Source organism: Rhodococcus sp. BP22 (assembly GCF_014281965.1).
Classification (GTDB): domain Bacteria; phylum Actinomycetota; class Actinomycetes; order Mycobacteriales; family Mycobacteriaceae; genus Rhodococcoides.
Map to the genome: position 1 here is coordinate 462,646 of NZ_JACFTB010000002.1, position 26,780 is coordinate 489,425.

At 63.6% G+C, this 26,780-nt stretch carries 30 protein-coding genes and 1 riboswitch; of the genes, 13 read left to right on the forward strand and 17 right to left on the reverse strand.

What is annotated here, in order from left to right; all coding sequences use genetic code 11:
• Positions 1-110: 110 nt before the first annotated feature.
• Entirely contained in the window at positions 111-1,718 is a 1,608-nt protein-coding gene (locus H2510_RS06600) for a TM0106 family RecB-like putative nuclease (protein WP_315901265.1), read from the forward strand.
• Between the two features lie 146 nt (positions 1,719-1,864).
• On the opposite strand, the gene H2510_RS06605 is transcribed toward H2510_RS06600, so the two are convergent.
• The 6 genes from H2510_RS06605 to H2510_RS06630 all read right to left on the reverse strand — a co-directional run bounded on the left by H2510_RS06605 (position 1,865) and on the right by H2510_RS06630 (position 7,411).
• Positions 1,865-2,632 (reverse strand): SDR family NAD(P)-dependent oxidoreductase, encoded by a 768-nt coding sequence (locus tag H2510_RS06605; protein ID WP_084348186.1) that lies wholly within the window; start codon positions 2,630-2,632, stop codon positions 1,865-1,867.
• A 98-nt stretch (positions 2,633-2,730) separates the two neighbouring features.
• A complete protein-coding gene (locus tag H2510_RS06610; RefSeq protein WP_186627509.1) occupies positions 2,731-3,792 on the reverse strand; it encodes a tripartite tricarboxylate transporter TctB family protein in 1,062 nt (353 codons plus the stop codon).
• A complete protein-coding gene (locus tag H2510_RS06615; protein ID WP_315901266.1) occupies positions 3,789-4,982 on the reverse strand; it encodes an ATP-binding protein in 1,194 nt (397 codons plus the stop codon). Before H2510_RS06615 ends, H2510_RS06610 begins: the two co-directional genes overlap by 4 nt.
• A 124-nt stretch (positions 4,983-5,106) precedes the next feature.
• Positions 5,107-5,817: a TMEM165/GDT1 family protein gene (locus H2510_RS06620; protein WP_186627510.1), complete on the reverse strand. Its 711-nt coding sequence runs from the start codon at positions 5,815-5,817 to the stop codon at positions 5,107-5,109.
• A gap of 224 nt (positions 5,818-6,041) precedes the next feature.
• Positions 6,042-6,569 carry a peptidase gene (locus H2510_RS06625; RefSeq protein WP_186627511.1) on the reverse strand — a complete coding sequence of 176 codons (528 nt, stop codon included), beginning with the start codon at positions 6,567-6,569 and terminating at the stop codon, positions 6,042-6,044.
• A gap of 218 nt (positions 6,570-6,787) precedes the next feature.
• A complete protein-coding gene (locus H2510_RS06630) occupies positions 6,788-7,411 on the reverse strand; it encodes a superoxide dismutase (protein WP_084348182.1) in 624 nt (207 codons plus the stop codon).
• A gap of 330 nt (positions 7,412-7,741) precedes the next feature.
• On the opposite strand from H2510_RS06630, the gene H2510_RS06635 reads away from it, so the two are divergent.
• Entirely contained in the window at positions 7,742-8,803 is a 1,062-nt protein-coding gene (locus tag H2510_RS06635; protein ID WP_261392803.1) for an acyltransferase, read from the forward strand.
• Here the strand turns inward: H2510_RS06635 and H2510_RS06640 are convergent.
• Positions 8,787-9,728: an LLM class F420-dependent oxidoreductase gene (locus tag H2510_RS06640; RefSeq protein ID WP_186627512.1), complete on the reverse strand. Its 942-nt coding sequence runs from the start codon at positions 9,726-9,728 to the stop codon at positions 8,787-8,789. The two genes, H2510_RS06635 and H2510_RS06640, sit on opposite strands and share 17 nt — an antisense overlap.
• Positions 9,729-9,915: 187 nt before the next feature.
• Between H2510_RS06640 and H2510_RS06645 the strand changes: the two genes are divergently transcribed.
• From H2510_RS06645 to H2510_RS06660, 4 genes are all read left to right on the forward strand, one after another.
• Complete coding sequence (locus H2510_RS06645) at positions 9,916-10,260, forward strand: rhodanese-like domain-containing protein (protein ID WP_186627513.1); 345 nt, start codon at positions 9,916-9,918, stop codon at positions 10,258-10,260.
• A 179-nt stretch (positions 10,261-10,439) separates the two neighbouring features.
• The gene (locus H2510_RS06650; RefSeq protein WP_186627514.1) at positions 10,440-11,252 is read left to right on the forward strand and encodes a DUF4328 domain-containing protein; all 813 of its coding nucleotides are present in this window, start codon (positions 10,440-10,442) and stop codon (positions 11,250-11,252) included.
• On the forward strand, positions 11,249-12,016 hold the full coding sequence (locus H2510_RS06655) for a glycerophosphodiester phosphodiesterase family protein (RefSeq protein ID WP_186627515.1): 768 nt from the start codon (positions 11,249-11,251) through the stop codon (positions 12,014-12,016). The genes H2510_RS06650 and H2510_RS06655 overlap by 4 nt, the downstream gene beginning before the upstream one ends.
• Before the next feature lie 53 nt (positions 12,017-12,069).
• Positions 12,070-12,981: a DUF5926 family protein gene (locus tag H2510_RS06660; RefSeq protein ID WP_186627516.1), complete on the forward strand. Its 912-nt coding sequence runs from the start codon at positions 12,070-12,072 to the stop codon at positions 12,979-12,981.
• 75 nt (positions 12,982-13,056) lie between these two features.
• On the opposite strand, the gene H2510_RS06665 is transcribed toward H2510_RS06660, so the two are convergent.
• The 4 genes from H2510_RS06665 to H2510_RS06680 form a co-directional block, all read right to left on the reverse strand.
• On the reverse strand, positions 13,057-13,611 hold the full coding sequence (locus H2510_RS06665; protein ID WP_186627517.1) for a ferritin: 555 nt from the start codon (positions 13,609-13,611) through the stop codon (positions 13,057-13,059).
• Between the two features lie 162 nt (positions 13,612-13,773).
• Positions 13,774-14,964 carry an LCP family protein gene (locus tag H2510_RS06670; protein WP_186627668.1) on the reverse strand — a complete coding sequence of 397 codons (1,191 nt, stop codon included), beginning with the start codon at positions 14,962-14,964 and terminating at the stop codon, positions 13,774-13,776.
• A gap of 148 nt (positions 14,965-15,112) precedes the next feature.
• The gene (locus H2510_RS06675) at positions 15,113-15,919 is read right to left on the reverse strand and encodes a CPBP family intramembrane glutamic endopeptidase (protein ID WP_186627518.1); all 807 of its coding nucleotides are present in this window, start codon (positions 15,917-15,919) and stop codon (positions 15,113-15,115) included.
• A 30-nt stretch (positions 15,920-15,949) separates the two neighbouring features.
• The gene (locus H2510_RS06680) at positions 15,950-16,735 is read right to left on the reverse strand and encodes a DUF2470 domain-containing protein (protein WP_186627519.1); all 786 of its coding nucleotides are present in this window, start codon (positions 16,733-16,735) and stop codon (positions 15,950-15,952) included.
• 106 nt (positions 16,736-16,841) lie between these two features.
• Between H2510_RS06680 and H2510_RS06685 the strand changes: the two genes are divergently transcribed.
• From H2510_RS06685 to H2510_RS06695, 3 genes are read left to right on the forward strand one after another with little or no spacing between them, the layout of a single operon-like run.
• The gene (locus tag H2510_RS06685) at positions 16,842-17,558 is read left to right on the forward strand and encodes a hypothetical protein (RefSeq protein WP_186627520.1); all 717 of its coding nucleotides are present in this window, start codon (positions 16,842-16,844) and stop codon (positions 17,556-17,558) included.
• A 31-nt stretch (positions 17,559-17,589) separates the two neighbouring features.
• Positions 17,590-18,519 carry a prephenate dehydratase gene (gene pheA, locus H2510_RS06690; protein ID WP_186627521.1) on the forward strand — a complete coding sequence of 310 codons (930 nt, stop codon included), beginning with the start codon at positions 17,590-17,592 and terminating at the stop codon, positions 18,517-18,519.
• Positions 18,516-19,181, forward strand: coding sequence for a histidine phosphatase family protein (locus H2510_RS06695; protein WP_186627522.1), 666 nt, complete (start codon positions 18,516-18,518; stop codon positions 19,179-19,181). The genes pheA and H2510_RS06695 overlap by 4 nt, the downstream gene beginning before the upstream one ends.
• 9 nt (positions 19,182-19,190) lie before the next feature.
• Here H2510_RS06695 and H2510_RS06700 read toward each other — a convergent pair whose 3' ends face one another.
• From H2510_RS06700 to H2510_RS06715, 4 genes are all read right to left on the reverse strand, one after another.
• On the reverse strand, positions 19,191-20,018 hold the full coding sequence (locus H2510_RS06700) for an ESX secretion-associated protein EspG (RefSeq protein ID WP_261392768.1): 828 nt from the start codon (positions 20,016-20,018) through the stop codon (positions 19,191-19,193).
• Positions 20,003-21,268 (reverse strand): PPE domain-containing protein, encoded by a 1,266-nt coding sequence (locus H2510_RS06705; RefSeq protein ID WP_315901267.1) that lies wholly within the window; start codon positions 21,266-21,268, stop codon positions 20,003-20,005. Before H2510_RS06705 ends, H2510_RS06700 begins: the two co-directional genes overlap by 16 nt.
• A 72-nt stretch (positions 21,269-21,340) precedes the next feature.
• Entirely contained in the window at positions 21,341-21,643 is a 303-nt protein-coding gene (locus H2510_RS06710) for a PE domain-containing protein (protein ID WP_186627523.1), read from the reverse strand.
• 92 nt (positions 21,644-21,735) lie between these two features.
• Complete coding sequence (locus H2510_RS06715; RefSeq protein WP_186627524.1) at positions 21,736-22,302, reverse strand: histidine phosphatase family protein; 567 nt, start codon at positions 22,300-22,302, stop codon at positions 21,736-21,738.
• Positions 22,303-22,357: 55 nt separating this feature from the next.
• A riboswitch (cobalamin riboswitch) is annotated at positions 22,358-22,496 on the forward strand.
• 31 nt (positions 22,497-22,527) lie between these two features.
• Between H2510_RS06715 and H2510_RS06720 the strand changes: the two genes are divergently transcribed.
• On the forward strand, positions 22,528-22,722 hold the full coding sequence (locus tag H2510_RS06720; RefSeq protein WP_084348167.1) for a CbtB-domain containing protein: 195 nt from the start codon (positions 22,528-22,530) through the stop codon (positions 22,720-22,722).
• 17 nt (positions 22,723-22,739) lie between these two features.
• Entirely contained in the window at positions 22,740-23,507 is a 768-nt protein-coding gene (locus tag H2510_RS06725; RefSeq protein ID WP_397517323.1) for a CbtA family protein, read from the forward strand.
• Positions 23,508-23,646: 139 nt separating this feature from the next.
• Here H2510_RS06725 and H2510_RS06730 read toward each other — a convergent pair whose 3' ends face one another.
• Together H2510_RS06730 and H2510_RS06735 are read right to left on the reverse strand one after the other, a co-directional pair.
• On the reverse strand, positions 23,647-23,979 hold the full coding sequence (locus H2510_RS06730; protein ID WP_084348165.1) for a metallopeptidase family protein: 333 nt from the start codon (positions 23,977-23,979) through the stop codon (positions 23,647-23,649).
• A gap of 13 nt (positions 23,980-23,992) precedes the next feature.
• The gene (locus H2510_RS06735; RefSeq protein WP_186627525.1) at positions 23,993-25,084 is read right to left on the reverse strand and encodes a septum formation family protein; all 1,092 of its coding nucleotides are present in this window, start codon (positions 25,082-25,084) and stop codon (positions 23,993-23,995) included.
• 33 nt (positions 25,085-25,117) lie between these two features.
• On the opposite strand from H2510_RS06735, the gene H2510_RS06740 reads away from it, so the two are divergent.
• Together H2510_RS06740 and serS are read left to right on the forward strand one after the other, a co-directional pair.
• Positions 25,118-25,513, forward strand: coding sequence for an ankyrin repeat domain-containing protein (locus H2510_RS06740; protein ID WP_186627526.1), 396 nt, complete (start codon positions 25,118-25,120; stop codon positions 25,511-25,513).
• Between the two features lie 10 nt (positions 25,514-25,523).
• Positions 25,524-26,777, forward strand: a complete 1,254-nt coding sequence (serS, locus tag H2510_RS06745) for a serine--tRNA ligase (RefSeq protein WP_186627527.1) — start codon at positions 25,524-25,526, stop codon at positions 26,775-26,777.
• Positions 26,778-26,780 lie beyond the last annotated feature (3 nt).

The following is a 26,780-nucleotide window of genomic DNA, read 5'->3' on the forward strand; positions in this document are numbered from 1 at the left end:
ACACAGCCTATCGGTACGGATGGCTGCGAGAACATCTGCGCCCTGCACTTTGCACCGCCTCGTCATCGCTCGGTGTCGATGCTGTCGGTACGGGGACATAGGCTCGGGGCGTGACGAGCCAACGCGCAGTGGAACGAGGGGTATCGGTGCTCATCGATGCCGGGTCGCTGACGCGATGCAGACACCGGTTGTATCTGGACACGGCCTACTCGGCGCTGCTGCGGCAGGAACCGGAGAACCCAGGGGTTCGACAACGCCGTGAAGCAGCCCGCGCGCAGCGTGAGGACATCAGATCCACACTGTCGGAGGCCTTGGACGGGTGGGTCGAGATCGAGGCCCCCGATGCCCGCACCGCATCGAAACTGACGATGGCCGCGTGCCGTCGCCGCGTGCCATGGATCTGGAATGCCGTCCTACCGATCGAACGAACGACCGGACGACGCGGGCGTAGCGAGATTTTGATGCTCGATCCCGTCGACGGTGGATACATCCCGATCATCGTGGTCAATCACAAGGTCACCGACCCTGGTCGCGGGGCGCGCACGTCACCGTTGACCGAATGGGCACCCGCGGTGGACGAGACGCGGAAGGTCCGCAGCCAACTCCGCGATCAACTGCGTCTGGCGCACCTCTACCGCATGCTCGACTTCGAGGGCATCGCCAGCCCGAACACCCACGGTGGTGCAATCGGCTACCGCGCTGAATGCATCCTCGTCCATGATCTGACCACCGTGTTCGACGAATACGACGCCCGATTTCTCGACCGGCTCTCCGTCGCTCAGGGAGAGAGCTTCACCGTGCCTTCGCAAGTAAGCGAGTGCCGATCGTGCCCTTGGTGGACGGACTGCCGTCCGCAACTGGTCGCCAATCGAGATGTCAGCCTGGTGGCGTCGGGCATGCGGGCCGACGCCCTGCGTGAACAGGGTGTGTTCACCATCGACGAACTGGCCGACTTCTCCGGCCCCGAGCCCGACAACTGGCCGTTCGGCAGTTTCACCGACGCCGTGGCAGCCGCGACCGCCTGGCGAGCCGGAGTACCCCTGTTGCGTCGCACGGACGAGGTGACGGTTCACCGCGCCGACGTCGAGGTCGACGTCGATATGGAGAGCTACCAGGAACACGGCGCCTACATGTGGGGCACGCTGCTGACCGAAAAGGGCGGGCCGCCGGCGGAGTACCGCGGCTTCGTCACGTGGGATCCCCTTCCGACCGTGGACGAGGGCCGTTCTTTCGCCGAATTCTGGGCCTGGCTCATGGGTAAACGGGCCGACGCGGCCGCGCGCGGCAAGACGTTCGCGGCGTACTGCTATTCGCGGGCGGCCGAGGACAAGTGGCTACTGGATTCGGCTCGACGCTTCGGTGACATCAGCGGAGTACCGACCGAGGCGGAGATTCGCGAGTTCATCGACAGCGAGCAATGGGTCGATATCTATCAGGCTGTCAGCGATCAGTTCATCTGCCCGAATGGCAAGGGACTGAAGAAGATTGCACCGGTGGCAGGCTTCGAATGGCGTGACGCCGAGGCCGGTGGCGAGGCATCGATGGGGTGGTACCGCGAGGCCGTCGGCTACGACGCCGAACCTGATGCGACCCAGCGCGAACGCCTGTTGGTCTACAACGAGGACGACGTCCGGGCAACGAAGGTCCTCCGCGAATGGATGAGCGATCGAGCGGAAATCGAGATCCCGACACTCGAATCATTGCGCGCGGGGGTCTGACCGCGGGCTCGGACGCTTGAATGTCACCCTGTAGCTATCTGATCGTATGAGTGGACCATTCAAGCGATGGGGGAAAATTCCGCCCACCGCTTGAATGTCACCCTGTAGCTATCTAATCGTATGAGTGGACCATTGAAGCGATCGAATTAGCGCGGAGCCATACGAATCGCGCCATCCATGCGGATCGTCTCGCCGTTGAGGTAATCGTGCTCGGCGATCATCTGCACCAACTGTGCGTATTCGGACGGCTGAGCGAGGCGCGACGGGAACGGAACGCTCGCCTCGAGGCCCTTGCGGTACTCCTCGGTGACGCCTGCGAGCATCGGGGTGTCGACGATGCCCGGTGCAATCGTGTTGACGCGGATACCGAACTGAGCCAGGTCGCGTGCTGCGGTGATCGTCATCGCGTGTACGCCACCCTTGGAAGCGGTGTACGCGATCTGTCCGATCTGGCCTTCGAATGCTGCCACCGACGCGGTGTTGACGATCACACCACGCTGACCTGAATCGTCGACCGTGGACAGCGACTGGATCCGATTGGCGGCCAGGCGCATGACGTTGAACGTGCCGAGCAGGTTGATGGTGATGACCGTGCGGAAGAGCTCCAGGTCGTGCGGGCCCTTCTTGGACAGAATGCGTCCTGCCCAGCCGACGCCGGCGCAGTTCACCACGATGCGGAGCGGTACGCCCGCCTCGGCGATCTTGTCCAGAGCGGCTTCGACCTCGGCCTCGCTCGTGACGTCGGCGGGGATCAACGTCACCCCTGCTGGGACGCTGTCGCCTGCGCGCTCGATGGACTGTGCCAGATCGAGGCCGAATACCGTGGCGCCCGCATCGGCGAGACGCTTGGCCGTCGCGGCCCCGAGCCCCGACGCGCCTCCTGTGACCAGCGCTGCTGTTCCCGAAATCTCCACTGACGAATCCCTTCGCTGTTGGCGGCCCGATGTGGCCCGTGCCTCGTGAGCACCATAACCGGCGGGCGTTCGTGACGCGGAGATAGGAGGTACCCGAGTCAGCGAAGCGCAGCCTCGTCGGGTGTCGTCGACGAGCCGTCAGGCGCATACTCGACTCGATACGTCTGCTCGGCATCGACGAGGATGGTCGCCAAGACCTCACGGCCGGCAGGAAGCAATCGCACTGTCGCAGTGCCGTCCTCGATTCGGTCGATATGCTCCACCGCCGACGTGATCATGACCGTACGAATCTCGGACGCGAGGAAAGCGTCGGATCGATCGTCGAGGAGTACCACCGTGACGCCACGGATACGTGCCGCTCGAACAGACTCCTGGAGCCGAGGGTCGAGGAGCCCGCGAGCGCGAAGAGAATCTCGCAGATCGGCCTCGAGCAATATGCACGCCAATTCTTCATCGGGCTCGAGGTCGGGACCGGCCGCCGTCCGCTCGAGCAGAGGCCGAGCAAGCTCGTCGAGACGTTCCAGCTGCGTGTCACGTTCCTCGAGGACCGCCGACGCAGCAGCCTCGGCCGCGATTCTCATCGTGGATTGGCGTCGTAATTCGAAAATCGACCGTGCAAGCGGGCGAATGGTGAACGCGAAGAACGTCGACATCAGCAGTGGTGCCGCGTTGATCAGGCTGAACGACAACCCGTACGCCGCGCCCTGGCCACGGACCACAGCCCACAGCACCGAGGACCCGATGAGCGAGACGAGACCGATCCAGGCCAGCAACGTCCTGCCTCGAACGCACATGAACGTGTAAATAGCCACCGATGCGCCGAGTGGCCACGTCTGCAGGGGATTGGTCGTCGGGATGGGTATCACCGCGAAGACCAGCCATAGCGCGACCGGTCCGGCAAGCATCAGTGGATACGAATAGCGCAGGGGGAGTGGATCTCCCGGTGCGGTAAGCAAGACCAGTGAACTGGTCACATTGATCAGGACAGCCAACGCCAGCGGAATGAAATTCGCCCCCGGTGGCGCCGTAGCCGCGGCGCTGATCAGGCACGCTGCAGAGAACAGTAGGACAATGAAATATGCAGTGCGCGTGCGCATCCCGAGTAGGTCGCGAACGTCCTGACGTTCCGCACCGTGAGAAGGCCATCGGAAAAACTTCACGCGAGCTCCTCCCAATGGAGATGCACTTTCGTCCCAGCACCGGCCGTGCTCGAGACCACGGCAGACCCGCCGTCGAGCTGCCGCATCCGACCGTGAATGCTCACCGCGACACCCAGCCGATGCGGTGGTATGGAATCGGGATCGAACCCGACTCCATCATCGGACACCGACACTGCAAGTCGACCGGACTCTGCAGTCACCGACACCATCCGAGTAGCCCCCGCGCCTGCATGCTTGACGCTGTTGCGCACTGCCTCGGCCAGCGCTGCCCCAGTGGCGCGAACAGCGTCGGCCGGATACGTCGTGCCCGGGTCGGACGCCCCGCGGACCTCGATCGACACGGACTCGTCGGCGTCCGTAGCCGCCGCGCGCAGATGCGCGACCGCGTTCACCCTGTCGAACCGACTGTCGACGGAGTAGCTACGCAGCGCATCCAACTGATCGAGTGTCGCCCTGGCCTGCCTCGCCACGGACTCGGTGCGACCCTGGCGTGCCACCGACAGCAGCGAAGTCATCACTCCGTCGTGAATGAGCGCGTCGAACCGCTCCCGTTCGACATCACGGGCCGCCGCAGCAGCGGCACTCGCAGCATTGGCCTGAGTCGCAGCGATCGTCGCATCGAGAATCCGTGCCGTGCGCAAAGCCCCGAGCAAAGCGGCAACAAAAATGGTGCAGAACATGATGGCGAAAGCGATGTCGGCGAACAAGGTCGGTTCGACGAACGGTTGCCGCACACGTGCATTGGACCACTGAATGACCAACACCACGGTAACCAGATAGACAGCCACCACACCCGGGCGCCACACAAGTGAAGCAGCGAGAGCCGCAAGACCAGGAAATGCAGACAGATAAAGCCCGGCGACATCGAACGACATCCCATCCCACGCCACGACCCAGGTACATACTGCGAACAGGTACGAGACCGCAGCCACACCCGCTGCGAACCGAGTCCAACGGATATCGGTCAAAAACGTCGCCAGACCGAGCAGAACACCGGAACCGAACACCGCGACCCCGGCGAACGGAGGCCACCACCACGCCGTCAGATTCGCCGTCCGCACCAACTCGGAGAACAGCAAAGCAAAATAGATTACATATCCGGTACCGACGAACCGTCCGAACATGCGCAGCAACCGATCCAGCGACCGATGCTCAACTCCTGACCCCTTGGGTCGTTCCGCCGGCTCCACTCCTGATCCACTGGGTCGTTCCGCCGGCTCCACTCCTGACCCATTCGGTTGTTCCGCGGACTCCACTCCTGAAAACCCATTTGTGCTTTCCATGCACCCTCCATTCGGGAGTGTATGGGGCGATTCACCTCTCGTGCACACCAGTTACTTGATCTGGTGTCAGCGACGCCTTTGCTCGACGGCGACGCATCAGAATTACAGTAGTTATGACCGTTGCGGATATCGCGATGACGGTGACTGCACCGATCGATGCGGCAGCGGTACCGGGGAACAACCCGTCGAGCAGCAGTGACACCCCGAAGACGAAGAACAACACCGATGCGCCGATCCGAATGACGTTCTCGGGCAAGTGTTTACCGAGTACGGCGCCGAGGACTATTGCGAGCGCATCGGCGGCAACCATGCCTACTGTCGATCCGATCCAGACGCCGATCCAATTGTTGTCCGTGGCAAGTGTGACCGTCGCGAGCATGGTCTTGTCGCCTAATTCGGCCAGAATGAATGCCGACGCAATGGCCATGAATGCGGACCGCGTGACGCGACCGGCTTTCTGGCCTTCGTCGTCGGACAACGAGTCACCGCGCAACGTCCAGAGTCCGAAGATCACGAATGCGATGCCACCGATCACCGCGATGAGATTCGTCGGGATGGACAGGCCGAGGAAGTGGCCGACGGCAACGGAGATCAGATGGACGACGGTAGTGGCGACGGTGATTCCACCGATGACGACGTACCAGCGGTAGCGCAGCGCGAACGTCATGGCCATGAGCTGGGACTTGTCACCGAGCTCAGCGATGAAGATCACCACGAAACTGAGAAGCAGGGCGGACAGCATGTAGCAGGACTCCTCGGTCTGTTGGATGACCGAAGGTCTCGCCCACCGCCGGGTTGTCCGAGGCGGTTCACTGTGCCGGGCCACGCCGTCGGGGCGTGAAGCCAGTATGTCGACACAGTAATTGGGGGCTACTCCCCTTCGCTGGGGCAACGTTAGGAGAGTGAACGTCAAATGTCCATTGCTGCACTAAGTTTGGGCGCCCGAAGACTTCCGTACGGGTATGGTCAGGAGGCGAGAAGCATTGCCAAAACTGCAGTGTCGGGATCGCTGATCGGGTCGAGACCGATCCTGCTGACCAACGAGGTGACAGTCCCGTCGGACTCTGCTTCGACCCAGGCCGCACGATGTTCGAGGCCGAGATGTGGGAGGCCGGGAAGAAGCACGCAACCCGACGCGGCTCCAGCACATTCGGGAAGCGTCGGAGTGGTTTCCGACGGCGGATGCAGCATGAAGAGCGCCGACGGTTGGTGCAGCGCAAACCTGCCTGGTGTGACGGCCATCTCGCCGATGACCGGTCCCTCGGCGACGACGAGGCCAATGCTGCCCGGCTCGGGGTCGTCGGGAAGCTCTTCGCGGACGCCGAACACCGTGGACGTTCCGAGTAGGCCGGGCATGGAGGCGACACGAACGGCAAGTACGAGAAACTGGGCCCATTCCTTCGTCGTGTCCGGCCACCGGCCCGAGACGACGAAACCGCGGAGCTCTCCGCCGGCCTGGAAGGGAGCTACACCGATGAGTCCTCGATCGTCCATGACGTAGCTCCCTCATCGTTCCGGTCGCTCGACTTGGCAGAGCGGGCCCAGGTACACCACGTTGGGTAGGAGAAGCATGAATCAGCAACGCACTGGCACACAAGACGGTGTGAGTGCTAACAATTTCTTTGTGAATACCGGAAAACACGATTGGGCCACCCTCACCGCTACCGCGGTAAGAATGGCCCAATCGTGCGGAAATTCTGTGCAGACGAGAGCTACGGGAAAATGAGCCCCGGAGTCTTCGACGTCGCTGCCTCGAAGCGTGCCTGGACGTCGGCCCAATTCACGACGTTCCAGAAGGCCTTGACGTAGTCGGCCTTGACGTTCTTGTACTGCAAGTAGAAGGCGTGCTCCCACATGTCGACCTGCAGCAGCGGGATGATGCCCAGCGGGACGTTGGCCTGCTGGTCGTACAGCTGGAAGGTGAGCAGGTTCTTCCCGAGGGAGTCGTACCCCAGGACGGCCCAACCGGAGCCCTGCAGGCCGTTGGCTGCCGCGGTGAACTGTGCGCGGAACTTGTCGAACGAACCGAACTTGTCGTCCAGTGCTGCGGCCAGTTCGCCCTCGGGCTTGTCGCCACCGTTAGGGGACAGGTTCTTCCACCAGATGGAGTGGTTGACGTGGCCACCGAGGTGGAACGCGAGGTTCTTCTCGAACAAGAAGATGGAGCCGTGGTCCTCGGCTTCACGAGCCGCGGCCAACTTCTCCATCGCGGTGTTGGCGCCTGCGACGTATGCGGCGTGGTGCTTGGAGTGGTGCAATTCGTTGATCTCGCCCGAGATGTGGGGCTCGAGGGCGGAGTAATCGAAATCAAGGTCGGGCAGTGTGTACTCGGACACGTGTTTCCCTTCTCTATCGACGCCGCGCCTTCCGTGGTTCAGGCGCGCTCGTCCTACTTCGGATCATTCGTAGGCTTCAACCCAATCTCATTAGTACCCCTAGTGCAACCGTTGTAATCGCGGACCCCTTTTCGGAATAAATTCCGGTGTGTGCGCCAACAGTTCCAGGTCACGGCGAGGTCACGGGTTTGCGCCACGATTCGTCCAGTAGATGAACGGGAACCTAAGATTGCCCGCGTGGTCTCCTTGCGCAGGTCGAGCAAGCATGCCGACACCTTCACTACCGCCGAACAGGTACGCGCACCGCGCGTCGAACTCACCGGCGCGAACCTGCTTCGGTTCCTCGCCGTTCTGGCGGTGTTGTACTCCCACATCTCGTTCTACCTGATCGACGACCGCGGCGAGGGCTGGTGGGTCATCGACGTCGTCACTCGCGTGGCAATCGATGAGGCCGGGCTCAACCAGCACCTATCCTTCGTCGGCGTCGCAGTCTTCATGATGTTGACTGGTCTGCTGGTCACCCGATCGGCGATGCGCCAATCCCGTCGGGACTTCATGGTCAGTCGGCTCGCACGCCTGGTCCCGGCGTTGTGGTTGGCCGTCGCGGCAGCAATCGTTCTGGTCCGGCTCGGAATCAACGGAATGTTCAGTGGCCAGGACGGCATCACAAACGGCGAAGCCGCGCTCAGCTTCGTTCTCGGTGGATTCTTCCTCAAACCCGAGGTCGCGGTGCTGGGCGTCACCTGGACGCTGACGGTCCAGGTGCTGTTCTACCTTTATTGCGTCCTGGCCAGAGATGTCCTGCGGGCGCGGCCGGTCGTCGTTCCGATTGCCGGAGCCGTGCTGTGCGCGGTGGTACTGATCTACAACCTCTACATTCCGCAGCCATGGTCGGTACCGATGTTGTCCAAGATTGCGGCCACTCTGCCGACATTGTTCCTCGGGCAGATCATCTACTTGGGGTGGGCGAAGATCATCGGGTGGCGATGGGTCGTCGTTGCCGTTCTCGCACAGGCCGAGGTGGTGCGATTGGCGACCGATATTCACGCTTACTGGGCAGGGGATCAATACCTCTGGACCATCGTCGTGGTAGCAGGAACGGTCCTTCTCCTCGGACGCTACGACGGTCGAATCGCACATTGCGAGCTCGTACGGTGGACGAGCACGCGCAGTTACGCCATCTATCTGGTGCACACGCTGATCCTGTACCGCGTGTACGAGAACGTCGTCCCGCTGACCGGACCCACCGGCGCGGTCATCGTGTTCTTGGGCGTGACGGCCGGTGTTTCGGAAGTGCTCTACCGGTGGGTCGAGGTTCCTGCGGCGCGATGGCTGACCATGCGCTTCCGCAGCGGCAGAAAAAGCGGAGCTCCGGTCAAAGCTGCGGAATGACCTCTGCCGCCACCAACTCCAGGTGATCGATATCGCTCAGGTCCAGCATCTGGAGATACACCCGTCCGGCGCCGAGTTCGCTGTACCGACCGATCTTGTCGACAAGTTCGGCAGGGCTGCCCGCCAGGCCGTTCTCCCGTAGCTCCGGTACCTCGCGCCCGATGACTCCCGCACGTCGTGCGATCTCCTCTTCGGTCCGTCCGCAGCACAGGACGAGAGCGGTGGAATAGATCAGAGAACTCGGGTCCCGACCCGCGGCCGACGCAGCGTCGCGTACCCGGCCGAATTGCGCATCGGTGTCCGCGAGGGATGCGAACGGAATGTTGAACTCGTCGGCGTACTTCACCGCAAGAGCGGGGGTTCGCTTCTTGCCGCCGCCGCCGATGAGAATGGGCGGCCGCGGGGACTGTAGCGGCTTCGGTAGCGCAGGCGAGTCGACTATCGGGTAGTACTTTCCGTCGTGCGAGAACTTCTCTCCCGACGGCGTTTCCCACAACCCGGTGATAACGGCCAGTGACTCCTCGAGTCTGTCGAAACGCTCACCGAGTGAGGGAAACGGAATGCCGTATGCCTTGTGCTCCTCCTCGAACCACCCAGCACCCAAACCGAAGTCGACGCGTCCGCCGCTCATGGCATCTGCCTGGGCGACGCTGATCGCCAATGGACCTGGGTAGCGAAATGTCGCCGACGTCACCAGTGTTCCGAGCCTGATCGTAGACGTCTCTCGAGCTATGCCTGCCAATGTGATCCACGCATCCGTCGGTCCGGGAAGACCGTCGGAGTTCATCGCCATGTAGTGATCCGAGCGGAAGAAGGCACCGAATCCTGCCCGCTCTGCAGCTTGCGCCACACGGAGAAGGTCGTCGTACGACGCACCTTGCTGTGGCTCGGTGAAGACGCGGAGTTCGACTGTCGGTGTGGCCATGCACCAATGCTAGAAGCTGCGGGCGCATAGTGAGCGATGCGGACCGAAGGTTGGCGCCTGTGGATAAAAACCGGCACGAAGCCTTTTTCTGTGGATGAGCCTGTGGAAACTGTGGATAACCTGCGCTGCGGGCCCGAAGAATCTACGGGGGTGGCAGTGTTTGCGGGACCCGTGACAAGATCGGAGAGTGTCAGCCTCGGATCTGTCCTCTGTACCCGCCGCCGAACTTCCAGTGGAAACGACCGGTTCGGTCGTGCTACTCGATGTCCGTGAAAACGATGAATGGCAACACGGTCACGCACCGGGAGCGCTTCACATTCCCATGAGCCAAGTCCCGTCACGGCTCGGCGAGATCGATCAGGATGCCGACCTGTACGTCATATGCAAGGTAGGTGGACGCTCCATGCAGGTGGTCCAATACCTCGCGCAGATCGGCTACGAGGCGACCAACGTCGATGGCGGAATGGACGCGTGGCACGCCGCGGGTCGCCCAGTCGTACGCGACGACGGCGCCGAGGCGAGAATCCTCTAGTGTCCGCATTCCAGGTCTGCGCGCGATGTGCCACTCGATGGCCCGTCGGGACGCTACCTGCGGTGTGGTGTCCTCGGTGCCACGGAGTACTGCTCTCCCCGGTGTCGACGCAGGCTCCCGCCCAGGGTGTTCGAAACTTTCGCTGGGTAGCGCGCCGGCCGAGAAGCAAATCCCCTCGTGTGCAGAGTTCCGCCGCGTCGCAGGCTTCCGCCACCCCCCGGTACGAGCAGATTCCCCGGTGGGGGCTGATCGACAATCCGGTGCCGAAGAAGTCGGACATTCTCTCTCGGCGCGAGCGTTGGGCCGAATCGGCGCCCGGATTGCTGACGCTGACGTTGGCCCTGTTGGCACTGGCATGTGTCGCCGAACTGTTTCGATACGGAATCCTGCTCTACAACCGAACACGGTTGGTGAACCCCAGAGTCCTCATGGCCTCGGACGCACTCGTGGTGTTCGCCGAAGTTGCCTCGATCATCATCGGAGCCTCGGCCGCCGTGGCCGCTGTGTCCTGGCTGGTGGTGCGTCGAGGAGAACACTTCGCCCGCGCAGGCAGCCGCGACCCCCGAAGAGCGAGAACGATGTATCTGGGATCACTCGTCCCCGTTCTGTCCCTGGCCATGCCGGGGGTCTACCTGACCGAATTGGTCGAGATTCGAGGCGGCATCGAACGGACGAAACTTCTGACGCTCGTTCGAATCTGGTGGGCAGTCTGGGTCCTCGATTGGGTCCTCGTACTCACCGTGACGATGTGGCGGTTTCGGGACTCCCTGCAAGCCGAGGCAGATGGAGTACTGCTGTCCGCGGTGGGGGCAGTCGTCGCCGCAGCCGTGGCATTCTCGACCCTCCTCCTCATCCGCGGGATCGACAGCCAGGGGCTCCGTGGGACCGACCGCGCAACGCCGACCCGGTGGGTCATCTCCGTCGGCCGCTCGGAACCTGCGCCAAGCCCCTCCGAACCTGCAGTAAGTGATGAGAAAGTGACGGCCGGGTGAGCACGAGCCGTCGAGACCCGTTCGTCGTCGCGCATCGCGGTGCGTCCGCGGAGAAAAAGGAGCACACGCTCGCCGCCTACGACCTCGCCCTGCGTGAAGGCGCCGACGGCCTCGAATGCGACGTCAGACTCACTCGTGACGGCCACATCGTCTGCGTCCACGATCGCCGCGTCGACCGGACATCCACCGGATCCGGCCGCGTCAGCGAACTACACCTCGAGGCGCTCAAAGCGTTCGACTACGGCGACGATGCGGAGCCGGCAGAACTGCTCACTCTCAGCGACCTGATCGAACTTGTCCTCGACTGGACGAGCAAGCCGACCAAACTGTTCATCGAGACCAAGCATCCAGTGCGGTACGGCAGCCTCATCGAGAACAAAGTCCTCGCCGAACTGCATCGGTACGGCTTGGCGCAACCAGCGTCCGCGGACTTTTCCCGGGCGGTCATCATGTCGTTCGCCCCTACCGCGGTATGGCGAGTACGCCGATTCGCGCCAATGTTGCCCACGGTCCTGCTGGGTGAGTCCTCGTACTATCTCGGCGGCGGCGCAGCGACAACGGTCGGCGCCACGGCTATCGGGCCGTCGATCAGAAGCTTGCGCGAGCGCCCGTGGATCGTCGATCGAGCTGCCGCATCCGGCCGTGCGACGTACTGCTGGACCGTCGAGGAGAAGGAAGACGTCCAACTGTGCCGCGATCTGGGTGTCAGCTGGATCGCGACGAACAATCCTGGCCGTACGAGGGCGTGGCTCGACGCCTACTAGAAGCGGAGCCTGCGGAGTGACCCCGAGAGCGGTCCGACGTGTAGGTTTCGGACGTGGGTAAGAGCAAAAGAAACAGTGGCCCGAAACAGGGCAGTAATCGTGCAGCGCTGATAGCTGCACGCGAAGCCGAGCGCGCAAGTATGGAGGCGGCGCCGGTTCGGCCGTTCCAGGGTGTGGCTGCGGAGTGCGATCTCGTCGCGATGCGTGAGTTCGTTCCGTCGGCGACGGCGGTGGCGCCGGTGGATGCGTCCGGTCGGACGATCACCATTGCGACCGTGCTCCCCGGTGCGGTTGCCGCGTTGGTCCGGGAATCGGATTCGGCGGTGAACGGCTTCGTCGGTCTGCAGGTACAGGCGCATTCGCCCAATATCGCGGCCGATTTGGCGAGCGCTCTGGAGTGGGCACGGCAGGCCGCACCGGGTGAGTCGTTGGATGCGTCGACTCCGGACGGCAACACGCCTGCACTGGCCGAGGTCCTCGACCCGTCGGCGCAGCTGGACATCACCGTGTACCAGGATTTCAACTGGTGGCTGCCGGAGGGGCTCGAGCCTGCGGCTGATGTAGCTGCAACGGTGGAACGTGCCAACCAGGCGATCATGCCGTCTGCGCGTCTGGAAGGCGACGGTCTCGTCGCTGCCTGGTGGGTCGATGCGGGAGCCAAGGCACATCTGCGGTGGGTTCGCCCGGAGAGCGAGGACGATCTGATGCTGGCGCTCGCTCGCCTGCATGCGGCAGGGGATCTCACGTTGGGTGAAGGCTCGCGGTACGCCGGTTCGTTCCGTGCGCACGGCCTGTTGGTTCCGGTGTTCGATCTCGATCCCGAAATGCATCCGACCGAGTGGTCTTCGCCGGCCGTGACATTCGGTGAGAAGTTGAACGAGGCACTCACGGTGGAGGGCCCTCTGACGTCCGAGCAGCTGCGCTCTCGCGACGGGCTTCGTGGCCGTCAGGTGACTCTGCGCTGACATTGCGCTGAAACCGAATGTGGAAGCTATGCCGCCGGCATAGCTTCCACATTCAGTAGAGCGCGTCGAAGGTTTCTACAGTGAGCCGCCTGCAGATCGCGGTGCGCCGGCGTCCGGTCCGACTGGAGTGCTCATCTCGCGGGCGACGAAGTCTTCCAGATCGAACAGGTTGTGGCCTGCGCGGTCAGCGATGTTGAGCAGCGTCTTCATGCTCGCAACCTCTTCGACCTGCTCCTTGAGGAACCACTGCATGAACTGCTCGCCCACGTAGTCGCCCTCTTCGCGGGCCGTGCTCGCGAGTTGGATGATCTGCTCGGTGACGGTTTCCTCCTGTGCGAGGGCCAGCGCGATGGGCTCTCGTGCGTCGGTGAACACCGACTTCGACGGATCGACGCCGGTGAGCTCGACGGTGATGTCGCGGTCGAGGAAGTACTGGACGATCATCATCGCGTGGTTGCGCTCTTCTACGGCCTGTGCGTAAAAGTGCTTGGCCAACTGCGGGAGATCGGTATTATCGAAATACACTGCCGTGGCAATGTATTGGTGTGAGGCGTTGAATTCGTTTCGGATCTGGTCACGCAGAAGTGCGTGGAATTTGGAATGCGTTGTGTCTTTGATGTCAGCGCTCATGTCGTAGAGAATAGGCTGGTCAGAGGGCATTGTCATGCAAGCTCAGCCTTATTGAGGCCACGGTTGCCTACATTAGATCTACCTAACTCTTTACTTTTCCCTGCGTAAGAATCGACGTATTTTCCGCCCGTTCGGGCCGGGGTGCTCTGCAGATTTCGGTGGTCATGGACCGCTCGTCAGCAAATCCTGCGGGATCTGGCGGTCCTGCGCCAGTGCGTCGAAGAACTGAGATGCGCGATCGTTGTCCCACAGCAAGACGTTGCCGACGTCGGAGTCTTCGAAGCCGGCGACGGGCACTGTCGTCTTGACGAGATCGCCGCGCATGGCCCATGCCAGCGACGCCAGATTCCAGAAGTGGTCGCCCTCGTCCACGCTGAGCGAGGAGGCGGTGTCCTTCATCAACGGCCAGATGCGCAGTGGATTGAGAAAGGTAGCCGGACTCGTCGCCTTCGCGAGCAGCGCCGACATGAACTGACGCTGATTGTTCATTCGATCGATGTCGGCGAGGGCGGTTGCGCGTGAACGCACGAAGCCGAGAGCGTCGGATCCGGCCAACTCCTGGCAGCCTGCAGGCAAGCTGATGCCGGCCAGCGGATCGTCGATGGCGGACTGGAGGCAGACGTCGACACCGCCGAGCGCGTCGACGATCCCGGCGAAGCCACCGAAGCCGATCTCCGCGTAGTGGTCGATGCGTACCCCGGTGGCACCCTCGACGGTCTGTACCAGCAGTGGAGGACCTCCCAGCGCGAACGATGCGTTGAGCTTGTCCTGCCCATTGCCCGGTACCGAGACGTAGGAGTCACGCGGCAGGCTGACCATCGTGGTCGCGCCGCTGCCTTCGGGAATGTGAATCAGAATGATCGTGTCGGTACGACTCGGCCCTACTTCACCGCCCGTCGCCAACGCAGCTTCCTGCTCGGGCGTCATGCCGGCGCGGCTGTCCGACCCGACGAGCAGCCAATTGGTACCCGGGGTGTCGGCGACGCGGCCGTCGTAGCTGCTCAGCGCATCCACGCGCGTCAGTGAGCTGTCGACGAAGTAGACGAGTCCGCCGACCAGCAGTGCCAATACGAGAAAGACAAGGCCGAACCGTCGGCCCCAGTGACGCTTCTTGCGCACACGCGGGGGTTTTGCCGGCTCCGGCCGCCTGGGTGAGCGTTGCGGGGGAGGCGGGGTCCTGCGTCGTGGTGGTTCCCCGCCGTACCCCTGTTCGCGGTAGGGCTGTGGGGTCTGGCGAGGGGCCCAGTCGGGTTCGCGCTGGTAATGCTGCGTCGAATTCGGTGGGCGTGACACCGAGCCGGGCTCGGGCGCCTGGGACCAGGCCTGCTGCTGTGGACGACCGTCCCGGCGGATGACTTGAGTTCCCTCGGGAGGTGGTGGGGGTGGGGAGCGCCGGTTCGGGGGTGGTGGCCGATAACCGGGAGGCGGCCGGTGGCCGGGAGGGGGACCTTGTCGAGGGTTCCCTCTGTTCCGCTGGTCGTCGTTCACGGATCGACTCTACCTACGGCAGCCACGAGAGATGGCCGCGCAAGGCGGTGTAACCGACGAAAGCAACGATGTCGATGAGCGCATGTGCGATCAGTAGTGGCCATAGTCGGTTGGTCTTCTGCCAGTACCTTCCGAAGACGAGGCCCATGGCCAGGTTGCCGATGCCGCCGCCGAGACCCTGGTAGAGGTGATAGGACCCGCGTAGTAGCGCCGATGCGAGCAGTGACGAATTCTCGCTGAATCCGAGGCGTCGGAGCCGGGAGATCAGATACGCGACCACGATGATTTCTTCGGCGGCAGAGTTGGCGAAGGCGTATGCGACGAGAGCCGGGATTCGCCACCAGTGATCGTCGATCGTGCTCGGCACGACAGTGAGATTGAGGCCGAGGGCGTTGGCGACGAGGTAGAGCAACAGACCGGGGATACCGATCAGCGCGGCCAGACCCAGGCCGGGTACGGCGTCGCTTTTCCACCGCGGTTTCGCAAGGCCGACGAGACGAGGCCCCAGGCCCGCCCGCCACAGCAGATACATCCCGAGAGCGCCCCAGGCGCAGAGTCGGAGGATACGTAGAAGCTGGTAGAGCAGATCGATGATCCCGAGGCTCGAACTCGAGGTGTTCAACGCGACGGTCTGTTCCGACAGACTGCCCGCGACCAGTGCGTCCTCGACGAGCGAGAGGATGCTGCTCAGTCCGCTGAGCCCGAACGTGACCAGCAGAACGATCGCAATCTCGATCTTGATTGCTCGTCGCTCGGTCGGGTCTGGTGGTGGGCCGGTGTCCGGCGTGGGTGGCGACAGCCAGCCTTTGAGGGCGATCACGTAACGAGTGTGCCCTGTCGACCGGTGCTGTCAGCTGCGAGCTCGCAGTCCGTTCAGAAACGGGCATCCGGCGAGTACGCGGAGAGCACGGCTCAACGCCATGCTGTCGTCGACGGGCTGAGGGAAAGGCAACCGCACGTCGTTGTCGCCGTGGTCGGCTTCGATGCGCAAGCTGATCCCGTATCGATCGATCCCCAGCGGCCGGATTCGGCCCCGACGGAGCGATGGCGGCAGTCTTCTGGCCAGCTGATCGATGAGCTCGGGATGGTCGATGTCGAGGTGCTGCAGCCAGCTCGTCTCCATCTCCCAGAAGGGGTCGGGCTCGGCGGCGAGGAGGTCCTCGACGGCGACGGGTTCGGCGCCGGTGCTGTCGGCAACCACCGAAGACGACAGGATCAGTCGGAGAAGGATCGTTCCGTGGCCGATGTCGAGCAAAGCCGGGTGCGGATGTTCGGCAGCTACGGCGCCGGCCATCGGCCGCATGAGCGAGGCGGGCACGGGTCGAAGCTCACCGCGCAACCACACCAGTGATCGGATCGATTCGCGCAGCTCCAGCGGTGCATGATCGGTCAGCTCGAGGACTGCGGGTACTCCGGTGCCGGAAGGTCGGCGGGCAGTGGCAGTGGCAACGGCAAGCGTCGCTACTTCCGAATCCTCCGGCACTGCAACTATGACTTCGCCATTCGAGCGTAAGTGATGAAGCAGGGTGACGACAGGTTCGCTTCCCTCGATCGCCAGCCTCGCACCTTCCGCACGCGCGCAGGCGCTGCGGACTCGTTCAGCGGTAGACGGTCCGGTGGTGGTTGCGCCGATCATGAGTTCCTCCGATGCGGTGACTAGTAGGTGAGGCAAACCTAAGTTAGTTGACGCTTGCCTTGATCGCAAGTGTTCGGCGCGAATTTCCCCGGTCTACCGTGTAACCGTGTCCATTCCACTCACCCTGGGTGCGCCCCACCGGCCCGATCCGCAGGCCCTCGTCGCCGGGCTGCTGCAGCAGCGATGCCGCACCGCCGCTGAAGCCTCGAGCTGTCCCGACGCGGTCACCACCGGCCCCCCGGTCATCGACGCCTCGGTTCTGGCTTCGGTGCGAACCGAGCAGAACTTCGGTCGGATCGTCGTCGAACTCGACATCGATCCGGACGATCTTCGACCGGATCGACATGCGTCGTACGAGGTGGTCAGGTACCACGTGAACGTTCGCGAGGACACGCTCGCGGAAGCCACGTCACTGCGGCTGCCGTCGCCGCTGGTGATTTTTCCTGATCTGACCGAAGGCGACGTCATGGAGACGGTGACGACGATCGTCGACGCGCATCGCACTCCTGGTTTCGGAGCATGGGAATCTCCGCGTCGGGTCGCCGATGTCCTCGCGGTGGTCGCGCACGCCGAAGTCGGATTCTGTGCTCGCGCACGATCGGGTGAAGAGGTACTCGCGATCCTCGCGGCCACCGTCGCGGCACTTCGGGGCGACGACATCCTGCGAGCGCTGGCCGAACCGGACATCGGTGCTCTGATCGCGCTACGCCCGGAGGCGGCCGAAGCAGTGAGGACGGTATTGCTCGGCATCGAAGTGGACGACGCGGTCGGTGCGCATGCAGTCCTTCTCGCCGCCGGCCTTCTTGCAGACCGATTGGTCTGACGCGTTTCAACGGACCCAGTAACCTCGGACCGTGCCTGCAATCGCGTATTTCGGTCCATCGGGAACATTCACCGAGATGGCCCTCGGTCAATTCATTTCACTCGGCGTTCTCGACGAACTCGGGCTCACCGGAGACGTCGAGCGAGTCCCGCTGTCGAGCCCTCCGGCGACGTTGCAGGCAGTTCGCGACGGCGCTGTGGTGGCAGCCGTCGTGCCGATCGAGAGCTCGGTCGAGGGGTCGGTTCCGCCCACTCTGGATGCTCTCGCCATCGGAACGAGATTGCAGATTCTCGCCGAGACCGAGATCGAGGTGGCCTTCTCGATCCTCGGTGCCCCCGGCATGACGCTGGCCGAGGTTCGAACGATCCGCGCGTATCCCATTGCTGCAAACCAGATTCGGCAATGGCTCGACGTGAACCTCCCCGGCGTGGAGGTTCAGTTCGCCTCGTCCAACGCAGGCGCCGCCGAGGACGTCGCTGCAGGGCTTGCAGATGCCGCACTATCGACGACCCTCGCGGGTGAACGCCTCGGACTTCCGGCATTGGCCCACGGTGTCGCCGACGTCGCCAATGCGCGCACTCGGTTCGTCCTGGTCGGAGCCCCGCGGCCTGCGCTCGCCCCCACCGGAGCGGATCGCACCGCGGTGGTGTTGATGCCGGACAATCAGCCCGGCGCTCTGCTCGGTGCACTGTCCGAGTTCGGGATCCGCGACATCGACCTCACCAGAATCGAATCACGGCCCACCCGAACCGAATTCGGGACCTACCGGTTCTACGTCGACTGCGTCGGACACATCGACGATCCGGCCGTGTCCGAAGCTCTCGGAGCGTTGCATCGCAAGATGGAACTTCGATACCTCGGATCTTGGCCTGTCGCCACGGGAACAGGACGGACGCCCCCGTCGTTGGACAAGGAGATCGAGTGGTTGGCGGGATTGCGCGCCGGAAAAGGGGACAGATGACGGGCAAGCTGATCCTCGTCCGACATGGCCAGACGTTCGGCAACGTAGCCAAAAGGTTGGACACTCGGCCGCCCGGGGCCGCCCTCACTGATTTCGGTCATGAGCAGGCGCGGAAATACGGGCAGTCCATAGCTGTTAGACCGCCCTCGGTGCTCGTGTCCTCCGTTGCTCTACGCGCACGGCAAACCGCCGAACACATTGCGCTGGCCACGTCGTCGATGATGCTCGAGCGTGATGGCCTGCAGGAAGCGTCCGCAGGCGATTGGGAAGACCGCACCGACAAGGAAGCGCACGACGGATTCACCGCCGTCTACGGCGCATGGCACCGCGGCGATCTCGACGCACAGGTGCCGGGAGGCGAGACCGGGCGCAGCGTTCTCGACCGCTACGTGCCGGTCCTCGAGCAACTACGCGAGCAGTACCTGGTGGAGGATGATCCGCGCGATGTGGTGGTGGTCGGTCATGGTGCTGCCATCAGACTGGTCGGTGGCATATTGTGCGGTGTGGACGGCGAATTCGCCGCAGACAACCACCTCGACAACACCGGGACCGTCGAGCTCGAGCCACTTGCAGGCGGTGGCTGGGCATGTGTCCGCTGGGGGACTTTCGTTCTGCCGTTTCAAGGCAAAGGCAGCCGCACGCTCGACGATCCGATCAGCTGACCGCGCTGATCAGCCGGCCGCGCCTGTGATGAGCTCCTCGATCGCAGATCGCACGCGTCCATCCGAACCAGGCGACAAAGACGTCCACTGTCGACCGTCTGCCGCCATGGACGATGTTGCCACGATCCGGCCACGTCGAGTGTCGAAGAACGCAACCGGATTCTTTCCGACGGTCCGGATTCCGGAACCGACTGTGACCGAGGTGATCTCGGCATGGGCCGAGCATGTGCTCATGGCTGCGGCGACGTCGGCAGCTGCCGAGTCCTCGATTCCGATGTGGGAGAGTCTCGCCGAGGTGGCGACGCGATCGGTCGGTGCGCCGTCGAGCGCCTCCGCCAGAAGATCTGTCTCCGCGGCGATTCCGTGAAACTCGAACGGCCTTCTCACTCCGAGTGCATCGAGCAGTTCCTGCGCCGGATCCCCGACCGAAGCACGTAGGCGGAGCCACCCACCCGAAGCCACAGCGAGAACCGAACCGCTCTCGTTGGACGCCAAAGCGATCCGGGTCATCGAAGAATCGCTGGTGAAGGGTCTGTTGATCAGTCGCGCAGCGATGAACCACCGCGGCCGATCCAGAACACGCAACCACATCTCGAGGTCGGGATGAACGCGCCCGTCGGGCAACAGTCCGTCGTGATCGAGACCGTCGTACCCACGCCGGAGTGCCGCCGCTCGCTCGGCAGCCCCATCGAACCGCGGGAACACGTCCAGCACTACCGGTAGCTCGACGATTCCGAGGGCCTCGACGAGATAGTCCATCCGATCGGCGTCGAGTTCGGCGGAGGGAACGGTGTGGCCGAGAGGTCGAGTCCCCAAGTCGATCAACGATCGTTCCATGTCGGTTCCGCGCCGATGACCGACGGCGCGACCGTGCGGCCGTCACCGAAGTGCTCGAATTGCTTCAGATAACCAGGCGTCCGGTGCTCTTCGTCTTCGTCACCCTGGGCCCCGGCCGTCGATGCCGGCCCACCGGCACCACGGGCCGTGGCTGCAGCATCGTTCGCGCCCGCCCCGAACACACCCGAGCCATTGGCGCCTGCCAGAACGCGCTCACTGCCAGCCACCGAGGACGCGCCCCCCGGTCCGTTGGGAGCCCCGAACGCGGTGCTACCGAGACCGCCCGACACCCGGCCGAAGCCGACCCCGCCGGTGCCCGCTGACCCGGTGGAACCGATGGACCCGAAGGACATCGCTCGCGTTGCCGCCGAACCCGGTGCTCCAGCATCGGCTCTGCCTGCAGCCGCGAGCGGTGATCCCGCCGAGCCCTGCGAAGGGTTCTGTGAGTTCATGAACGTCGATACCGCGGATCCGCCGACGTTGGTGGCCGCGGAAGCAACGGTGGTGACGCTGGAGCCGGCGATCGAACCCGCAGAGCCTGCCACCTGCCCCGCGGCAGCCACCAATGCAGGATTCTGAACTGCTGCTGTAGCTGCGGCGATGACCGCCTGAGCGGGTGAGGTGTGAGCGCTGAACCCGAAGGCTTTCGTTTCCTCGTAGGAGGTGCCCCTGGCGATACTGCCGTCGGGCCCGGAGGTGCCACCGGACGTGTCGTTGACGATCTCGGGTGGCCGATCGAACGAGACCGTCATGGCCAGCGGCGTCGTCGCAGCTTCGTAGGCGTCCATGACGATCGCAGCCTGAACGTCGAGTGTGTGGTCTGCAGCTTCGAGCGCTTCGGCGCTGCCGTTCAGTGCGCCACCAGAGCTGTACGCGGCAACTTTGGCGGATTTCACAGCAGCTATCGCGACCGGATTCGGCATCGCAGCGACCGCAGTCGTATAGGCCGCAGCCTCGGCGAGAGCGTGTCCGCTGATCTCGGTGGCACGCGTTGCCGCACCCTGCGTCCACGCCAAAAATCCGCCGAAGCGAGCCTGGGCCGCATTGGCCGCCTCACCTTCCCAGCCGGCCGCGAGAACAGCCATGACCCGACCCACTGTGATCGATGCGTCGGTATAGGCGGCCGCAACCGAGCCCCATGCGCCGGCGGCACCGATCAGCGGGGCTGGACCGGTTCCGAGCAGCAACGCCCCTGAATTGACTGTCGCGGTGCGTGGTAGCCACACGACCCCCGTTACTCCCAGTGTCACAACATCTCCCCCGTCATTTACCCAGCCCCGTCAGTGCTTGTGGAAAGTCAGTGCGTACAGATGGTCAGGTCTTCAGATGGTCAGTGCCCGACCGTGTTCGAAGTCGACATCTCGGTACGCGGACGCCTGTACTCGCAGTGCAGCAGCGGCCTCGATCAGTTCGCTGATGGCGTCGGTGGCTGCGGGAGTGAACGAACTTGCAGCGCGAAGGAAATAGCGATTGGCGAGCAGTGAGACTTCCTCGCTGCCGGCGGGTGTGATCTCGATGGGCATCGCCACGGCCGTCAGATTCGTCTGGAGCCGAGCTGCCAGGGCATCCAACTCGGCAGCGGCCGCCTCGAGGGCAACCGGGTCGACGCGCACATTTCCTGGCATAACCCCACTCTTTCGTCACGCAGCGAAAATTTCGCTCTCGTAGAACTTTGACGACGGCACTGCGCAATCGGTTCCACTCCGCGCAAAAAAGCTCAGGTGATTTTTTCTGCCGCGGATCGAAGGGTCCATCGCCCACCTCGGAAGTTCAGATTCGTCACCGTCGCAGGAGGGATGTCCACCCGCCAGAACGAGGACGACGGCGCGTCGAGTGCTCTGACGACGACGGCGCGAACGACAGCAGGATGCGTGACCGCCAGCAGTCGACGCCGCTCGGTCGCCACTCTGCTCATCCATTGCCCGACGCGATCGAACAGTGCGTCGATCGATTCACCACCCGGTGGAACGGTGGAAGTGTCGGTAAGCCACCCCAGCAGCTCGGACTCGTCGAGGTCATCCATCGTCCGGCCGGTCCACTCGCCGAAATCGAGGTCGGCGAGGTCGGCGACGATCGCTCCTCGTACGCCGAGTACCGCCGCAGTCTGTCGAGTTCGCCGCTCCGGGGCGATCATGGTCATCTCGGCGTCCGAGTCGAAGGTGAGTTCCTCCAGCCGCTTCAGTCCGCCCGAATCGACCGGTTCATCGGCATGAAACCTGGCGCGACGCATCGCCTCGGTCGTGCCATGGCTGACCAGCGAGAGCCGCGTCACTGTCGACGGCATCGAGCACCCCTCTCCACCCATGGGCTCATCGCACCCTGGTTCCGATTGACACCGGGCCGAGATCGGTGCCAGAGTTCGCGGGTAAGCGCGATGTGTACAGGCAATTCCGGTGTGAATCCGGAGCGGTTGCGCCACTGTGATCGGACCTCAGCGGTTCCGAGAGCCAGAAAACTGACACATCGCTTCGGTTCGAAAGGGACGCATAATCCCAGGAGGCATTCCATCATGGCCATCGTTCACAATCCCAGCAATGCCACGGAGTCGGCTGCCCTCGCAGTCGTCGTCGCGGCGGTGGTGCTCCTCGCATTCGTCGTGCTCTACCTGGTCGGTTTCGACCAGGGTGCCATTTCACGTAGTGGAATGTACATGCACGAGTTGATGCACGACGGACGCCACCTGCTGGGTCTCCCGTGTCACTGACCGCGACGTCCCCGCGTGTGACCGCATTGCAGGGGACCTATCTCCAGTTGCTCGTCCGCGGACTCCTGGCGGGTCTCATCGCAGGTCTGCTCGCCGGCACCATCGCGTTCGTCATCGGTGAGCCGCACGTAGATTCGGCCATCGCCATCGAAGAGGCGGCAGGTGCACATTCGCACGCCGAAGCAACTCCGGGCGCACACTCGCACGACGAAGAAGATGCACTCGTAAGCCGTGACGGCCAACGTGCGGGGTTGTTCCTCGCAACCGGGCTGGCGGGGCTAGCGCTCGGTGCGATCTTCGCGACGGTGCTGCACTACGCACGGCGGTTCACCTCGCTGTCCGGGTCCACACTTGCCCTCGCTGCCGGCGCGCTCGGCTGGGTGGCAATCGAAGCTGTCCCGTTCTTCAAATATCCGGCCAATCCACCCGCCGTGGGCGACCCCGACACCATCAATCAGCGCACCTGGCTGTGGCTCGCCTCGGTCGTTCTCGGGTTGTTGGCGGTAGCAATCGGAATCTACGTCGCCAAAACAGTGGCGTCGCACAGTTCGATCGCCGTTCGGATCGCGGCTCCGCTGGCGGCATTCCTCGTCGTCGTAGGCCTGGGATACGTAGTGCTGCCCACGATCAACGAGGTCGGCGCAGACTTCCCAGCAACACTGCTGTGGGAGTTCCGACTGTCCTCGCTGGCGATACAGGCGACGCTGTGGATCGCGCTCGGCCTGGTGTTCGCATTCCTCACCGATCGCGCGGTCGTCAAGGCTCGCGAGTCGGTTGCGGCGTAGCTCTCAGGTTCGGCCCATCCCAGTCGGTTGAGCGCCCAGTCGGTTGAGCGCCCAGTTGGTTCGGGCCCGCCCCACCCCGCTTGAATGGTCCATTCATACGATCAAATGTCTTGAATGGACCATTCAAGCGGTGGGGAAGCTACCCGAAACCCAGCTCATGCAAGCGCTCGTCGTCGATGCCGAAATGGTGCCCCACCTCGTGGGCGACGGTGATTGCGATCTCTCGTCGGGCGGTCTCGGCGTCGTCGACCATATCCAGAATCGGACGACGGTAGATGGTGATCACGTCCGGTAGGTGGCCGCTGTACTCGTAGCGGTCGGTGAGCGCGACCCCCTCGTACAGGCCGAGGATGTTCTCGGTGGGGTGCTCTTCCTCGACGAGAATGACGACGTTGTCCATGCGGTCGGTGATGTCCGGCGGAAGCGTGTCGAGGGCGTCGCCGACTGCGTTTTCGAAGTCGGCGCGGCTCATGTCGGTAGGAATGTCATCCTCCCGACGTGATCGGGGCGGCACCGGGCAGCGGCGTCGGAAGTGCCCGACCGTCGGGGGCCGACGGCGGCGGTACCGGCGGTTGACCGTTGATGAGGATGTCGCCCTTTGCCGATCCGACGATCGTCGCGAACCCGCCCGTGTCGAGCTCACTGCCTATCGAACAGCTGACCTGACGGCTACCAGCCAGCCAACTGGTCACGTCGATGTTGTCCCAGAACAGCGTCAGCGTCTTGTCTCGCAGCGCGGTAGGGGAGCCGAGGTATGCGTTCACGGCGTCGGTGCAGACCGTCGTGAGGTAGGCGTCCTGGTCGGCCTCGTTGGGAATTCCGTTCGGGAACTGTTGGCTCAGGTCTGCGACGGAGACCACCTCGAAGGCGTGGGGCGCGCTGCAGTCGACCGGATCGGCGGGCACGTTCTGCAGGATGCCGATGCAGGTGCCGGGCTCCCATACGTTCGACTGATCCAGGTCGAGCACCGAGCCGGTCATCTCCTGCGGAATTCCCGTGTTCGTGGACTTCTGGATTCCACATCGCAACGTTCGTTCACCCGATGCCCATCCTGCTTGGCTGGGGAACATCAGGCCGACACTGAACTTGCCGCTCGGATCGAACTTGGCACCCAAATAGTCGTCGACGGCATCGATGCAATGCTCGTCGCGTAGCTGTCCGAACCGTTGCGCTCCTGGGTAGACCGAGTTCGGAGCGAATTCGAGCCCGGGGTAGGCACTCAGATCGACGTCGGCTGCTACTTCGAATCGATGTGGGTCGGCGCAGGAGACTTCGGTGAGGTCCTGTCGGTCGGTTTCGGGGTCGTCGGTCGGCGTCCACTGCAGGCACGTGCCTGGATCGGCCGAGCCGAACGTCTTGGCCGTGACGGCACCCGACGTCGCAGGCCCGCTGGCCGAGTGGGTGGCGATCTTCTCCGGTTGCGAGAAGCCACCGGACACGGAGAGTGTGATCGCAGCAGCCGCGACGGCCCCCACAGCGACAAAGGCGAGTCCCCGGCGCGCAACATGCGCCGACACTGTGCGCGGGTTGCGTGTCGTTGTGGGTTTCCCCGGCCGAGCCGGATCGCTGGTGGACATCAACTCCATCATGCCCGAGTATCTTCGGTTCCTATGACAGACCCCGAGGAGACCAGTGCTGACATCGCCGAGCTTGCGGGCCGACTGTTCACGATGGCCCGCGACGGTGATGCCGAGTCGTTGAAGGCATATTTGGACGCCGGAGTGCCGGTCGACCTCAACAACGAGGCGGGGGACACCCTGGTCATGCTGGCGGCCTATCACGGTCACCCGCGCACTGTGCGCATGCTGGTCGGCAAGGGTGCGGATGTGAATCGGCCGAACGAGAAGGGCCAGACGCCGCTCGCAGGCGCGGTCTTCAAGGGGGAGGACGAGGTGGTGGGGGAGCTGGTCGAGGCTGGAGCGGATCCGCACGGTGGTCACCCGTCGGCGATCGACGCGGCGCGCATGTTCGGACGCGAGGACTACCTGGGCTTGCTCGGCAAGTAAGGTTTTCCTCGTGATCGACCTGAAGTTTCTTCGTGAGAATCCCGATGTCGTCCGTGCCTCGCAGCGCACCCGTGGAGAAGATCCCGCGCTAGTCGACGTGCTACTCGACGCCGATGCGTCCCGACGGGCCGCAGTGCTCGCCGGGGATCAGCTCCGCGCCGAGCAGAAGGCCCTCGGCAAACGCGTCGGGAAGGCGTCAGCGGAGGAGCGTCCTGCGTTGCTGGCAGGGTCGTCCGAACTGGCGGCGAAGGTCAAGGCTGCGGAGGCGCGCCAGAACGAGGCAGATGCCGCGGTGGACAGCGCGCAACGCGCCTTGTCGAACGTCGTCGAAGAGGGAGCTCCCGCCGGCGGCGAAGACGATTTCGTGTTGATGGAAACCGTCGGTGAGATCCCGACGTTCGACTTCGAGCCGAAAGACCACCTCGAGCTCGGTGAGTCGCTGAAGCTGATCGACATGGAACGCGGCGCGAAGGTGTCGGGTTCGCGGTTCTACTTCATGACCGGCTACGGCGCATTGCTGCAGCAGGGGATGTTGCAGTTGGCAGCGCAGAAGGCCGTCAAGAACGGGTTCACCATGATGATCCCGCCGGTGGTGGTGCGGCCGGAGATCATGGCGGGAACCGGATTCCTGGGGGCCCACGCCGATGAGATCTACCGACTCGAAGCCGACGATCTGTATCTCGTCGGCACGTCGGAAGTCGCGCTGGCCGGTTACCACGCAGGCGAGATCCTCGACCTGTCCGACGGCCCGAAGCGCTACGCGGGCTGGTCGACGTGCTTTCGTCGCGAAGCGGGTTCGTACGGCAAGGACACTCGCGGGATCATCCGCGTCCACCAGTTCGACAAGATCGAGATGTTTTCCTACATCAAGCCCGAGGACGCAGCGGCCGAGCATCGCAAGTTCCTCGAGTTCGAGCGAGAAATGCTTGCGGCAGTGGAACTTCCGTACCGCATCATCGATGTTGCCGGTGGCGATCTCGGGTCCTCGGCGGCCCGCAAGTTCGACTGCGAGGCTTGGGTGCCGACGCAGAATGCCTACCGCGAGCTGACCTCGACGTCCAACTGCACGACCTTCCAGGCCCGACGCCTGGGCGTTCGGTACCGCGACGACAACGGCAAGCCGCAGATTGCTGCGACGCTGAACGGAACATTGGCCACGACGCGATGGATCGTCGCGATCCTGGAGAATCACCAGCAGGCCGACGGGACCGTTCGGGTGCCGGAAGCTTTGGTGCCGTTCGTCGGAACGGATGTCCTGCGCTAGAAC